We start from the raw sequence: 13,913 nt of genomic DNA on the forward strand, positions 1-13,913 counted from the left end.
AGGCAAGCCAGCTCCCACAGTTGGATCACCTAATCGTTCAAACTAGCGCAAGGCCCGACGAAGGACTTTACCCACGGTGGTCTTGGGCAATTCGGTACTGCGAAACTCCACATACCTCGGCACCTTGTACCCCGTCAGATACTCCCGGCAATGCGCTAGGATTTGTTCCTGCGTCAGGTTCGGGTCTTTGCGCACCACGATGATCTTCACCTTTTCCCCGCTCACGGGATCTTCCACACCGATGGCCGCCACCTCGCCCACACCCGGATGCAACGCCACGACGTCTTCGATTTCATTGGGGTACACGTTGAAACCCGAGACCAGGATCATGTCTTTCTTGCGGTCGACCAGTCGAATATAGCCACGGTCGTCCATCACACCGATATCGCCGGTCGACAACCAGCCGTCGCTATCCAGCACTTCGGCGGTTTCCTTGGGTCGCTTCCAGTAACCCTGCATCACCTGCGGACCGCGTACTTGCAGCTCACCTTGTTCACCGATATCGGCCAGCTCGCCATCCTCGCGGATAAACCGCACCCAGGTCGACGGCAACGGCACGCCGATACTGCCGGTGAACTCCATCTCGCGCATGCGCGCAATGTCGATGGGGCTGATGCTTACCACCGGCGAGCACTCGGTGAGGCCGTAGCCTTCGATGATCGGCAACCCGGTCACTTCCTTCCAACGCTTGGCCACCGCCGTGTGGGTGGCCATGCCGCCGGCGATCACCATGCGCAGCGCGGAAAAGTCCCGTGCGCAGAACTCCTTGTTCTCCAGCAAGCCATTGAACAACGTGTTGACTCCAGCGATGCCGTTGAAGCGCTCCTTGCGCAGGATCATCTGCACCCGCTTCACATCCCGTGGGTTGGCAATCAGGATGTTGCGCCCGCCCAGGCACATGAACATCAGGCAGTTCACCGTCAGGGAAAAGATGTGGTACAGCGGCAGCAAGGTGACGTTGGTTTCCTGCTGGGTCTGGTCCAATTGATCACCGACCCACGCCTTGGCTTGCAGCAGGTTGGCGATGATATTGCGATGGCTGAGCATCACGCCCTTGGCGTCGCCCGTGGTGCCACCGGTGTACTGCAGGAAGGCCAGGTCGTCGAGGGCCATCGTGACAGGAGAATGATGCTGTGCCCGCCCCTGCTTCAGCACCTGATTGAAGCGCAGCGCCCCTGGCAGCTTGAACGCCGGCACCTGTTTCTGCACGCTGCGCAGGATGAAGTTCATCGCCGCGCCCTTGAAGGTGCCGAGCAAATCGCCGATGGCGGCGATCACCACGCGCTTGACGCTGCTGCCGGTGATGACCTTTTCCAGGGTGTGGGCGAAGTTTTCGAAGATCACCACGGTTTCAGCTTCGCTGTCCTTGAGCAAATGCTTGAGCTCATGGGAGGTGTACAACGGGTTGACGTTGACCACCACCGCGCCGGCCAGGATCGTGCCCAACAGGCAGATCGGGTATTGCAGGCAGTTGGGCATCATCAGCGCCACGCGGTCGCCTTTCTTCACCCCCTGGCCCTGCAGCCAGGCGGCAAACGCCGTACCTTGCACCTGCCAATCGGCGTAGGTCATTTCGGTGCCGATGCTGACATAGGCGACCCGCTCGCGGAATTTGTCCAGGTGCTCCAGAAACACCTCGCGCAGCGACGGGTAGTCCTCGATACCGGCGTCGATGTCGGCCGGCACGCCGGGCAAGTAAGCGTTCAACCAGACCCGTTCGGCTTGTTCCAGGCTTACAGCGTTCATGGCAGTCTCCTTGTTGTTGTTTTTGATAGAGCTACTCTCGACGATGGCAGTAATGCCCAGCCCGCCTGCCGCGCAGATGGAAATCAGGCCGCGCCCGCCGCCGTTCTCATGGATGATCTTGGCCAGCGCCGCCAATTGCCGGCCTCCAGTGGCTGCAAAGGGGTGGCCGCAGCCGAGCGAGCCGCCGTTGACGTTCATCTTGGCGCGATCAATGGCGCCCAGCGGTGCATCCAAGCCTAGACGTTCGCGGCAATAATCGGCGTCTTCCCAGGCCTTGAGCGTGCACAACACCTGGGCAGCAAAGGCTTCGTGGATCTCGAAGAAATCAAAGTCACTGAAGCTCAGGCCTTCGCGCTTGAGCATGCGCGGCACCGCGTAGGCCGGGGCCATCAGCAAGCCTTCAGTGCCGTCGACAAAATTCACCGCTGCAGTTTCGCCAGTGCGCAGGTAGGCCAGCACCGGCCACCCCTTGGCGGCCGCCCATTCTTCACTGGCCAACAACACCACCGAGGCGCCATCGGTCAGCGGCGTGGAGTTGCCCGCCGTGAGCGTACCGTCTTGTCGGTCGTAGGCCGGGGCCAGGCCGGCGAGTTTTTCCAGGCTCGTGTCGGCGCGCAGGTTGTTATCCCGCGCCAGGCCGCGATGGGGGCTGATCAGGTCATCGAAGAAGCCGCGCTGGTAAGCGGCATCCAGACGCTGGTGACTGGTGAGGGTCAGTTCATCCTGTGCCAGGCGTTTGATCTGCCAACGCTTGGCCATCTCTTCACAGTGCTCGCCCATGGACAAACCCGTGCGCGGCTCACCATTACGCGGCAGCAGTGGTTTGAAGAACATCGACGGACGCACCTTCAGCAACGCCTTCACCTTGTTGCCCACGCCTTTGGCGCGGTTGGCCGCGAGCAAGCTGTGACGCATTGACTCATTGATGCCGATGGGTGCGTCGGAGGTGGTGTCGGAACCGCCAGCAATGCCCACTTCGATCTGGCCAAGCGCAATTTTATTGGCCACCAGCAAGGCTGCTTCCAGACCTGTGCCGCAGGCTTGCTGCACGTCGTAGGCGGGTGTTTGCGGCGACAACGTGGTGGACAGCAAGGACTCACGCGCCAGGTTGAAATCCCGCGAATGCTTGATCACCGCGCCCGCGGCGAACTCACCCAAACGCTGGCCGTGCAAGTTATAGCGGTCGACCAGGCCTTGCAGTGCAGCCACCAGCAGGTCCTGGTTGCTGTCGTGGGCGTACACCGTGTTGGAGCGGGCGAACGGAATACGGTTGCCACCGATGATCGCCACGCGACGGGTCTGGGCCGGGTTAAAGCTGTAGTCACTCATCGACAGGTCTCATTCCAGATAAACAAGCCGCGCATATGGGGTTTATCACCCGCAAAATTGCGCACTTCAAACTCACGGCGTGGGCTGGTCACAGGATGGCTCCACAGCGCGACCTGGCCGGGCAGGAAGATCGGCAATTTGAAGTCGCAATGCGCTTGCGCCTGCTCCAATCCACCGGGCGGTTGCTGGGCGGCCAGTGCGCGGCCCAGGGTCCACATGCCATGGGCGATGGCGCGGCGAAAGCCGAAGATTTTCGCGCCGATCACCGAGGTGTGAATCGGGTTGAAGTCCCCCGACACCTGGGCAAAGCGTCGGCCCAGGTCGGCGGGCAACACCCAGCGCTGGGTGCGCAACAGGCCCTCGTCCTGCAACGGCAACACGTCATCCCACGGTTCGCCGACGGGATGGCTCACGTCGCGGCGCAGGTACAGGCTGTCGCTCTCCCACACCAAGGTGCCCGCACTGTAGGCGCGGGTGGCAATGCTCAGCGCCTGGCCCTTGGGATGGGCAACCCAGCGCTCGCAGTAGACTTCCAGGCGCAGGGCCTGGCCTTCCTCCAGCCGCTGATGCTGACGAATGCGATTGGCCAAATGCACCATGCCGCTGGCCGGGAACGGGAAGCTTGGCCGAGTCAGCAGCATCAAATGCAAGGGAAACGCCAGCACATGGGGATAGGACAGCGGCACGCCCTGCTCACGGCGAAAGCCACAGGCGCGACCAAAAGCGGCGATGCCATTGGCCGACAGCTCCACGGCAGAGCGCACCAGTCGCTCTTTGGGCAGCAACGGGTCGCCGTCGAGCTTGGATTTGCGCAGCCCACGCATGCCGTCCAGCAATAGCCGCGTACGCGACGGCAGTGGGTCAATGATCTGGGTCACGTAGTCCATGGCTCAGGCTCCCAGTAGGCTTTGGCCGCACACACGTACGACCTGGCCATTGACCCCGCCAGACGCTGGATGCGCCAGCCAGGCAATGGTCTCGGCCACGTCGATCGGCTGGCCACCCTGGGACAACGAGTTCATACGCCGCCCCGCTTCGCGAATCATCAGCGGGATCTTCGCGGTCATCTGGGTTTCGATAAACCCCGGCGCCACGGCGTTGACCGTGACCTGTTGCGCGGCCGCACGCGGAGCCAGCCCCTGCACGAGGCCAATGACACCGGCCTTGGAGGTGGCGTAATTGCTTTGCCCCAGGTTGCCGGCAATCCCGGAGATCGACGACACACACACAATACGCCCGCCCGGGTTGAGGCCCTGGCTGTTCAGCAGCGCCTCGCTCAATTGCAACGGCGCTTGCAGGTTGACCGCTAGCACGTCGCGCCAGGCCGCTTCGGACATCTTGGCGATGGTCTTGTCGCGGGTGATCCCGGCGTTGTGCACCACCACGTCAAAGGCCCCGTATTGGCTGGCATGAGCCTGCAACAAGGCGGCGGCGTCCGCTGCGGTAATGTCCAGCGGCAAAGCCGACCCGCCCACGCTGCTGGCCGTTTGCTGCAATGCTTCCTGGGCCTGAGGCACATCGACGCACACCACATGGGCACCGTCGCGGGCCAGCACTTGGGCAATCGCCAAGCCGATGCCCCGGGAAGCGCCGGTGACCAAGGCGCGGCGACCAGCGAAGGGTTTTTCCCAATTGACGGTGACGTGGCCTTCCACCGCTTTTTCCAGACGCACCACTTGCCCCGATACATAGGCCGAGCGACGGGACAGGAAGAAACGCAGGCTGCTGTCCAACGCCTCTTCGGCACCCGGCGCCACGTAAATCAATTGCACGGTGATCGCCCGTCGCAATTCCTTGGCCAGCGAACGTACCAGCCCTTCCAGGGCGCGCTGGGCAATGGCCTGGGGCAAGTCTTTGCAATGTTCTGGCGCGGTGCCGAGCACCACCACGCGACCATGGTGGCTAAGGCGCTTGGCGTTGGCGTGGAAGAACAGGTAAAGCTCGTCGAGCTGTGCGACATCCGCCACGCCACTGGCGTCGAACACCGCGCCCTGCACCTTGAGCGTGGACGGCGCCGTGAGGGTTGCCGGGGTAGCGGCGACCGTGTCGGTGGCGGTGAAGACCTGTTGCACCCGAGGAACCAGGTGCCCTGCCCCGGCGATGATCACCGGGTTGACCAGCCCCTGCAGGCCGCTGCGATGACGTTGCAGCGGCAAGGGTTGCGGCAGGCCGATGGCCTGGGCCAGGCGACGGCCCCAGGGGGAGTTGACGAACGAAAGGTAGCTGTCACTCATAGATAGATCCACTCACAACATAATCCTGCCTGGTAAATCCGATCTCTTGTGGGAGCTGGCTTGCCTGCGATGGCATCGCCTCGGTATCTCTAAAAGACCGAGTCGTCTGCATCGAAGGCAAGCCAGCTCCCACACTGACCGTGTTCATTCCGTACTGCTCAGTTGACCGAGGCGTTTTCGCTTTGGGTGTTGCGACGCTTGGCCTTGGGCTCCAATGCCTGTTGACGCTGTTGCAACGCCTCGAGCAAACCGAAGTCCTGCGGGAAGTCGTCGACCTGGATGCCATGGTCGGCGTATTCCACATAGCGTCCCAGCAAGGTGTCTTCGTCGTCGCCGATCAGGTCCAGCGCCCGCGCCTTGACGCGCCAGGCGGTGAAGGCCGTGGCGGAAATCGGCATCGGCTCGATCAAGCCCTGCTTGACGGCTGACTTGAGCCGAGCTTCGATCAGCTCCACCTGCGGCAGTAAACGGAAGCCCAATTCGCCGTAGGCCAGCTTGTCGACTTCCGGGCGTGGAATGTAGGAATTGGCCAGCAAACGGTCACGGGTTTCACCCGGGGTTTGCACCACGTCGGCCACTTGTGCCAGCAAGCGGTCCGAGGGTTTGCGCAGCGGAATGCCAAACGGGAAACTCAAGCCACGCACCACGGCCGCAGCGGCTTTCGACGGGTAGTTGTCGAGCACTTCGGCCAAGGCCTCATGGGCACGCAACAACGCGTCCTGGGCCGACCAATGCACCAGCGGCAGGTCGGCCTGGGGCCGACCATCATCCTCAAAACGCTTGAGCACGCAGGACAAGATGTACAACTGCGACAGAATATCCCCCAAGCGCCCGGTGATACTTTCCTTGCGTTTGAGGGCACCACCCAGCACACCCATGGAAATGTCTGAGATCAACGCCAGCACCACTGACAGGCGGTTGGCCTGACGGTAATAGGACGCCAGCGCCGGATCGGTCTTGGCCGGTACGGCTATCAGCCGCCCGCCGGTCAGCGCATGCACTGCGGCACGCACGGTGTTGGCCAGCACAAAGCTCACGTGGCCGAACATCGCACTGTCGAAATCTTCCAGTGCTTTGCGCCGATCCGGGTTACGTGCCGCTTCCATTTCACGGAACACGTAAGGATGGCAGCGAATCAGACCCTGGCCGAAGATGATCAGGCAACGGGTCATGATGTTCGCGCCCTCCACCGTGATTGCTATCGGGCTTTGCTGATAGGCACGGGCCAGGAAATTGTTCGGCCCCATGCAAATGCCTTTGCCGGCGACGATGTCCATGCCGTCGTTGACGATGATCCGCGCACGTTCGGTGACGTGGTATTTGGCGATGGCCGAGATCACCGAGGGTTTCTCGCCAGCATCCAGGGACGCCACCGAGACCTTGCGCACGGCATCACAGGCATACAAATGCCCGGCCATCCGTGCCAGCGGTGCCTGCACGCCTTCGAACTTGCCGATAGGCAGGCCGAACTGTTTGCGCATCGCCGCATAGGCCGTGGTACCGCGCACCGCGACCTTGCCCAGACCAACGTTGGCCGACGGCAAGGAAATCGCGCGGCCGGCGGCCAGGCACTCCATCAGCATGCGCCAGCCGTTGCCGACTTGTTCACGGCCGCCGATGACCCACTCCAGGGGAATGAATACATCCTTGCCGGTGGTAGGACCATTCTGGAATACAGCGTTGAGCGGCCAGTGACGACGACCACTGTTCACGCCCGGATGGGTGGTAGGAATCAGCGCACAGGTAATGCCCAGCGAACCCGGCTTGCCGAGCAGACCGTCCGGGTCTTCGGCGCGAAACGCCAGGCCAAGCACCGTGGCGATGGGGCCGAGGGTGATGTAGCGCTTGTCCCAGGTCACTTTGAAACCCAGCACTTCCTCACCTTCGTGCACGCCTTTGCAGACGATACCCAAATCCGGGATCGCCCCGGCATCGGAGCCCGCGTAGGGGCTGGTCAGTGCAAAGCATGGGATGTCTTCACCCCGCGCCAAACGCGGCAAATAGTAATTGCGCTGGGCATCGGTGCCGTAATGCAGCAACAGTTCCGCCGGGCCCAAGGAGTTAGGCACCATCACCGAAATCGCCGCCGCCGAGCAGCGCGTCGACAGCTTCATCACCACTTGCGAGTGCGCGTAATGGGAGAAACCTTTGCCGCCGTACTGCTTGGGAATGATCATGCCAAGGAACCCAGCGTCCTTGGTGTACTGCCAGCCTTCGGGGGACATGTCCTGCCAGACCTGGGTGGTTTCCCAGTCGTTGGCGATGTCACACAGAGTTTCGACTTCGTTGTCGAGGAAGGCTTGTTCCTCGGCGCTGAGACGGGCGGGTGCGGCTTTGAGCAGGCGGTCCCAGTTGGGTTTGCCGCTGAATAGTTCGGCATCCCACCATACGGTACCGGACTCGATTGCCGCGCGTTCGGTGTCGGACATGGCCGGCATGATCGTGCGAAACAGGCCTAGCGCCTTGCTGGTCAACAGCGTGCGGCGCAGGGGTTTGATCGTCATCAGCACCGCGGGCGCTATCACCAGCACCGCCGCGACGGTGGCGCCAAAACCTGCCACTACGTTGACCAGGTAACCAATCGCCAGCCAAACCAGGCCAACACCCAGCCACAGAGCAGCGGTGGCTTGTCGATATGCCAGGGCAATCGCTGCTGCGACACCCGCCAATAACCAGATAACCATGGGGATACCTCTACTTGATTCAGGGGCACGGCTGTTGCGCGGGCAGATCGAAATGAACTGCGGCGTAGAGCCACACTACAAACTTGAAAAGATAAATTCAAATTTTGTTTTGAAATTTTTATTTAATGCTTTGGCGCAAAAAATAAGGGCTGAGCGAGTCAGCCTTAAAGATAAAAAGGTGGAAGCGAAACCGGGCGCAAAGCGTCCCGTCAGAAACGCACGACCGTGTGGAGCCGGGCATCCAGATGCGCTGGGTACCCTGCTCCACCGCTGTCTTGCAGACTACTTAGAACTTATAGGTAGCCGACAAGCTGACAACGTCACCTGAGGACTCGGCCTTACCGTCCAACTGCGCACCACCGAGACGATCCACGTTCTTGGTCTTCAAGTTGACCTTCTCGACAAACTGGTGCGAGTACGCGGCGTCTACCGACAGACCAGGCACGGCCTTGATGTCATAGCCGGCACCGAATGCCAGGAAGTACCGGTCACCGTCCGGAATCCGAGGATCTCGGGTAGAGTTACGGGTAGGTGTCTGGTCGTAGGCCACACCAGCGCGCAGAGTGAGTTCATCGGTGGCTTTGTAATCGCCGCCAATGGAAGTCATCCAGGCGTTCTTGTAGTTGTAGGGAATGGACACAATGGTCGTTCCCTGAGACTTGAGTGTCAGATCTTGGAACGAAGACCATTCAGTCCACTGGGCGCTCACACCGAGAGTCCAGCGATCATTGAACTGGTGGACCCAGTCAATGGCAGCTGTGGCAGGAATATCCAACTGAGTACTGGCATGCGCGCCATCCGGAAATAGCTTGAGGCCCGGATAAGCCATTTCAACCAATGTTTCGCCGTTTGGACCGATCGGATTGGTCATCGCGTTACGACCGATGGCATCCGTGTAAAAGTTGTACTTGCCGGTCATCTTATTCTTGATTTTGGCATGGTAGTTCAAGCCCAGTGTGTCTTGCTGCGTCGGTTTCCATACGACGCCACCAAACCACCCCACAGAGATGTTATCGACCTTCACGCGTATCAAGGAGTGCCCTACACCGGACGGAAAACCTTGTCCCCCTAGCCCTGGAGAGACATCTGCAGCAGCCAACAAGTCGACGTTCTGGCTGACATTCCCCTGGCTGCGCTGAACAATGGCGCCAGCACCGACCGAAAACTCATCATTGACTTTGAACGACAGCGAGCCTGTCAGGCCGACGGTCTCGATTTTGGTGTCGACAGCAAAATCCCGCAGCTTTGAATTTTCGTTCCATGTGCTCTTCATGCCCTGAGGCACAACCTGGCTTAGGCCAAAAGCGAATCGGTCGCCGATCGGCATTACCATAAAGCCCGTTGGCAGCCATGCGGTAAAGCCTCCTTGGCCACCATTATTGGTATTGAGGACAGGGTCGCCCAGGTTGCCTTGGTCATCCAGCACTGGCGTGTTGGTCACCGGATTACCATTGTGATCGTAGGCTTGGCCGGAGTATTTGATCTTGACCCGAGCGTAATCGACGGTCTGTTGCACGATGGTCGTATCGATGAAGGCCATGGCTGCCGGGTTGTTGTACGCGGCACTGGGATCATTCTTGAACAGTGATCCCCCACCGAATGCACGGCCCCAGCCGGGAGCCCCATAGGTAGGTGTGGAGAATCCGCCCGCCTGGACATACCCAGTGGTCATCAGACCTCCCAACAGAGCCAGCCCCAGTAACGTGTGGGCGTGTTGTTTCTTATTATTCATGCGGCACTCCTTATTATTCACGACCGGTCCCTGCCATGGATGAAAGCACTTCAAAATCAACTAACACCCAGCCCGGACACGCTACGCTCAAAATGCTTTGCATCACCTACCCCCCTGATAACCGATCCCATGCACGCTGGCTTCTCGCGCCCGGACAGGTGCCTCTGAAGAGGCACCTGAAGTGTGGGGTGATCAGCCCTGAGGAGAGACGGCTTATGGATTAACTGTCAGCGAAGGTGCGTCCACGCTAAGGGAGGTCACGGTGCAGCCGCCGGTCAGCGCCTGGTTCGTGGCGGACAAGGTCTTGGTACCTGGATTCCACGCCACACTGATGGGGGTAGGACCACAGTGGGTGGACGGAATCGAGGTGATGTCGTAGCCAACGTTGGTCACTGTGCCGGTGGTAGCACTGCCGGCATACAGGGTCCAAGGGATGTTGGTCAGTTTAGGCAGAGCGCACAGGCCCCCACCCGTCAAGGTGGCACCAGTGATCGAGGCGACGCCACCTGTAACGGTGCCAGTAAAGGTAATACCGCAAGTCACTTCCGCACCGAAGGAAGAAGGCGATTTCACTTTGATAGTACCTGGTGAAGTACTGAACGCCCCTTCCGGCGAAATCCAGGCAGCATTGGCCATCGAGGCCGCGCCAAAGCACATTGCAAAAGAAGCTACACAAACGAGGGTTTTCAAGCTTTTCATTGTTTTTCCTCACATGTAATGGCGAGTTATTTCGCCAGGGGTAATGGCCAAGATAGAGAGGTCACGGTGAAACAGCAGAACTTCTCTATCCAGCCAAATCTCAATTCGACTACCACGGATTCTTCCAACTTTGTTTATTCGACCACTTTGAAGTTTGGCGGCATCTTTATCGATACCGTCTTGATCTTGCAGTCGTCGCCAATCGGTACATTGGCAGCTTCCAACTTACCGGTGGCGTTGTCCCAAGTGCCGTCGGCTGTCGAAGGACCGCACTTGCCGCCCAGGCCGAAGGCATGGACATCCACACTGATCTTCGACATGGAACCGCTTTTGGTATCTTTGGCGATTAATACCCACGGTAAATTGATGGCTTCAACACGGCTGCATTTAAGGCCGCCATCGAATTCAACTTTATCGACATTCACCGAAGTGCCATCGGCGGCAACTTTGCCGGCCACCTTGATAGTGCAGTCGGCGCTGATCAGTGCGCCTTTGGAAAAGCTGATGGGGCCTTGGGCCGTAAAGGTGCTGCCCGCAGGCTCGATACGCGCGGCCTGGGCCTGGTGATAAACGATCAGACCCAGGGCAGCCAGTATGATATGGCTCGTGAACTTGGCAGGTGCTTGCATGGTGTACGTCCTTCCCTTGAAATTATTTTTGTAGGGTCAAACCACTCACTTGCATTCAATCGGTAAACCTTGGGCAATCGGAACCTGCGCGATACACAGACCCCGAGCCCCCCAACAACAGGTTCACTCACATCAAAACGGTGTTGAACTGTTAGCGTATTTCTCTAGGTACTTCAGACGTTGCGACGGCTGAAGATTAGTCAGGGTAATGTCCCCGGCATAATGTTTCAGTACTCGGTGGTCCATACGACGACGCCACAAGTACGGCACATAGGCCCAGACAATCATGCTCGCGTATCCATAAGGAAGTTGCGGTGACTCATCAAAGTGACGCAACGACTGATAACTGCGTGTTGGGTTGGCATGATGATCGGAGTGCCGCTGCAATTGGAACAGAAAGATATTGGTAACAATCCGATTACTGTTCCACGAGTGTCGTGGCGAACAACGCTCATAACGTCCATTGGGTAATTTCTGGCGTTTAAGGCCGTAGTGTTCGACATAGTTCACTACTTCCAGCAACGAGAACCCGTAGATACCCTGGATAATCAGGAATGGAATCACCCCTGCCCCCAGCCACACGATCATCGCGCCCCACAGCACGACGCTGTACATCCAGGCGCTGAGCACGGCGTTCTTCCAGTGCAGCGCCGGCAGGCCGAGTTTGCGCAGGCGTTCGCGTTCCAGGTTCCAGGCCGAGCGGGCACTGAACCACACCGAGCGCGGCAAGAAGGCCCAGAAACTTTCACCCAAGCGCGAGCTGGCCGGATCTTCGGGGGTGGCGACACGCACGTGGTGACCACGGTTGTGTTCGGTGTAGAAGTGCCCGTAGAACGTCGGTGCCAGGGTAACCTTGGCGAGGAACACTTCCAGTGGCTTGGGCTTGTGCCCCAGCTCGTGAGCGGTGTTGATTGCAATCCCGGTCGCAGCGCCGGTGGACATTGCCATGCCCAGGTAAGTGAACCAGCTCACTTCGCCATGCAGTTGAGTACGCGCAGTGATGTAGCTTGCGGCATGGGACAGCCAGCTCGCCGGGTCCAGATTGGCGGTAGCCTGCAACAGGCCGCCCCGGATGATCCAATCGATGCCCCCCGCCGCCAGCCAACCGGTGATCACCACCGACGTAATGACGAAAAGCACACCGGTGTACACGATCCAGCGGTAGTAGCTTTGAGATTCAAGGTGGCTGACAGCGGACTCGGGCGGGTTACTGACATCTTCGCCCAGCAGGCCGTCGATCAATGGAATCAGGCCGAATATCACCAAGACACCGACCCACCACAATTGTTGTACACCGGTGGTGATAGCTAACGTACCAGAGAGTAATGGGGTTGCCAGGGGCATGATGCCGAGCCACCACAGGTGGCGCTTGCCGTCGGTCCAGACGTTGGGTGCGGCCAGGGACTGATTCATGGCAACCTCCGCACGAGACCGGTGGTCAGGGAGAAGAATTGAACGGTCAACAGATTCACGGAGCGGTGAATCCTCCGAGAAACCATCCATGCGATAAAAGACGTTTTTTTCATTATTCTATTCGCTCTTAGGCATTTCAAAAATTATTTCAAATTAGACATTGAAATAATTTTTTTAAATAAATAGCGCGGAATCGTTAGGTCGTCAACTAGTTTCTCGGCGCCTTTTTGACGTGACCGTACAGTCTCTTTTTCAGCCGTTTGGTCAGGTGTCTAGGGCAGGCATTAACGCCGCTGATCCGCAGGTTTGATTGCAAGGTTATTTACTCGCCAAGGCAAATGACGGGTGCAGTACCGTGGCGCTTTCCAGGGGCCGGGTGCGCTTGGCGATCTGCTCCACCAGCGCGACCACACGGTCCACGGCGGTGATGGGCAACATATGGCCCCGCCCTTCCACCACCTGCAGCTTCAAGCCAGGCACCTTGCTGGCCAGGGCCTGGCCGTGCTTCTGGAAGTCGAGCACCTTGTCCCGTGCGCCGTATATCAACCCAATGGGCAGGCTCAACTGCGGATAACGCTTGACCATTTCCGGAAGGTCATCGTTGACCCGATTGATCTCGCTGGAGGCGGCGTAGAAGTTGTCAGGACGCATACCCAGCAGTCCGCCACCCTGCGTGGCGAAGTCGGTCGGCGGCGCATCCGGGGCGAACACCCCGTTCACCACTGCCCCCTTGGTCAACAACCCGATAGGCATCGTCAGAGTGTGTGAAACCCAGCGTCGCAACCAGGCCGGGCGCACCGCCAACGACAAGAACACCAGCGGCAACAGGCGTTGAGGATGGGTCAGCGGTGCCACCAGGATCAGGCCAGAGACGGCATGAGGATGATCAAGCGCGAGCGCCAGGGAGATCGCGCCGCCGAGGGAGTGCCCAAGTACTAAAGGTTTATCCAGGTCCAGCGTCTTGATGAACGCGGCCATTTGTCGGGCCTGGGCCGGCAGGTCTGCCGCAGTGCCACTATGCCGGGTGGAATAGCCCGAGCCTGGACGGTCCACCGTGATGACCCGAAAACGCTCGCGTAACTGACCAGACAAGGCATAGGTCAGGTTGCGACTGCTGCCCATCAGCCCGTGAATCATCACCAGCGGTGGGCCCTTGCCTTCCTCTACATAATGAAAGCGCTCGCCATCGACCTCCACGAAACGCCCGTTGATCGGCACAGCCGCTTCAATACGCCGAGTCATCCAGGCGCTGAAGCCCCATAGCGCAGCACTCGCACCCACCAACACACCTGCAGCGACAACCCATTCGACAGCCATAGCTCGGTCCTCTGCTTCCCTGTTGCTGGCGACCCGACCGGAATTGGTCAAGGCTTCAGCTATCGTCCATGCCTTGAAACTAGACCTCATGCATACCGTGCTCGTCTGTCGAACAAGTCGCATATGTGAA

The 13,913-nt window shown here is 59.4% G+C and carries 10 protein-coding genes; 1 reads left to right on the forward strand and 9 read right to left on the reverse strand.

The window, feature by feature from the left end; translation table 11 throughout:
* Positions 1 to 42 precede the first annotated feature (42 nt).
* From AC07V4_RS16655 to AC07V4_RS16670, 4 genes are all read right to left on the reverse strand, one after another.
* Positions 43 to 3,075 (reverse strand): acetyl-CoA C-acetyltransferase, encoded by a 3,033-nt coding sequence (locus tag AC07V4_RS16655; RefSeq protein ID WP_492637510.1) that lies wholly within the window; start codon positions 3,073 to 3,075, stop codon positions 43 to 45.
* Positions 3,072 to 3,962, reverse strand: coding sequence for a MaoC/PaaZ C-terminal domain-containing protein (locus AC07V4_RS16660; RefSeq protein WP_492637511.1), 891 nt, complete (start codon positions 3,960 to 3,962; stop codon positions 3,072 to 3,074). The genes AC07V4_RS16655 and AC07V4_RS16660 overlap by 4 nt, the downstream gene beginning before the upstream one ends.
* Before the next feature lie 3 nt (positions 3,963 to 3,965).
* On the reverse strand, positions 3,966 to 5,309 hold the full coding sequence (locus AC07V4_RS16665; protein ID WP_492637512.1) for a 3-oxoacyl-ACP reductase: 1,344 nt from the start codon (positions 5,307 to 5,309) through the stop codon (positions 3,966 to 3,968).
* 158 nt (positions 5,310 to 5,467) lie between these two features.
* Positions 5,468 to 7,993 carry an acyl-CoA dehydrogenase gene (locus AC07V4_RS16670; protein ID WP_492637513.1) on the reverse strand — a complete coding sequence of 842 codons (2,526 nt, stop codon included), beginning with the start codon at positions 7,991 to 7,993 and terminating at the stop codon, positions 5,468 to 5,470.
* A gap of 34 nt (positions 7,994 to 8,027) precedes the next feature.
* Here AC07V4_RS16670 and AC07V4_RS16675 point away from each other — a divergent pair, with 34 nt between their 5' ends.
* Positions 8,028 to 8,321: a hypothetical protein gene (locus AC07V4_RS16675; protein ID WP_493183841.1), complete on the forward strand. Its 294-nt coding sequence runs from the start codon at positions 8,028 to 8,030 to the stop codon at positions 8,319 to 8,321.
* Here AC07V4_RS16675 and AC07V4_RS16680 read toward each other — a convergent pair.
* From AC07V4_RS16680 to AC07V4_RS16700, 5 genes are all read right to left on the reverse strand, one after another.
* On the reverse strand, positions 8,280 to 9,725 hold the full coding sequence (locus AC07V4_RS16680; RefSeq protein ID WP_492637514.1) for an outer membrane protein transport protein: 1,446 nt from the start codon (positions 9,723 to 9,725) through the stop codon (positions 8,280 to 8,282). The two genes, AC07V4_RS16675 and AC07V4_RS16680, sit on opposite strands and share 42 nt — an antisense overlap.
* Before the next feature lie 213 nt (positions 9,726 to 9,938).
* Entirely contained in the window at positions 9,939 to 10,424 is a 486-nt protein-coding gene (gene praB / locus AC07V4_RS16685) for an alkane oxidation protein activator PraB (protein ID WP_492637515.1), read from the reverse strand.
* A gap of 134 nt (positions 10,425 to 10,558) precedes the next feature.
* Positions 10,559 to 11,053 carry an alkane oxidation protein activator PraA gene (praA, locus tag AC07V4_RS16690; protein ID WP_431753072.1) on the reverse strand — a complete coding sequence of 165 codons (495 nt, stop codon included), beginning with the start codon at positions 11,051 to 11,053 and terminating at the stop codon, positions 10,559 to 10,561.
* 132 nt (positions 11,054 to 11,185) lie between these two features.
* Complete coding sequence (locus tag AC07V4_RS16695) at positions 11,186 to 12,466, reverse strand: alkane 1-monooxygenase (protein ID WP_492637516.1); 1,281 nt, start codon at positions 12,464 to 12,466, stop codon at positions 11,186 to 11,188.
* A gap of 318 nt (positions 12,467 to 12,784) precedes the next feature.
* A complete protein-coding gene (locus AC07V4_RS16700) occupies positions 12,785 to 13,783 on the reverse strand; it encodes an alpha/beta fold hydrolase (protein ID WP_492637517.1) in 999 nt (332 codons plus the stop codon).
* Positions 13,784 to 13,913 lie beyond the last annotated feature (130 nt).

Source organism: Pseudomonas sp. GW821-FHT03A09, assembly GCF_059421065.1.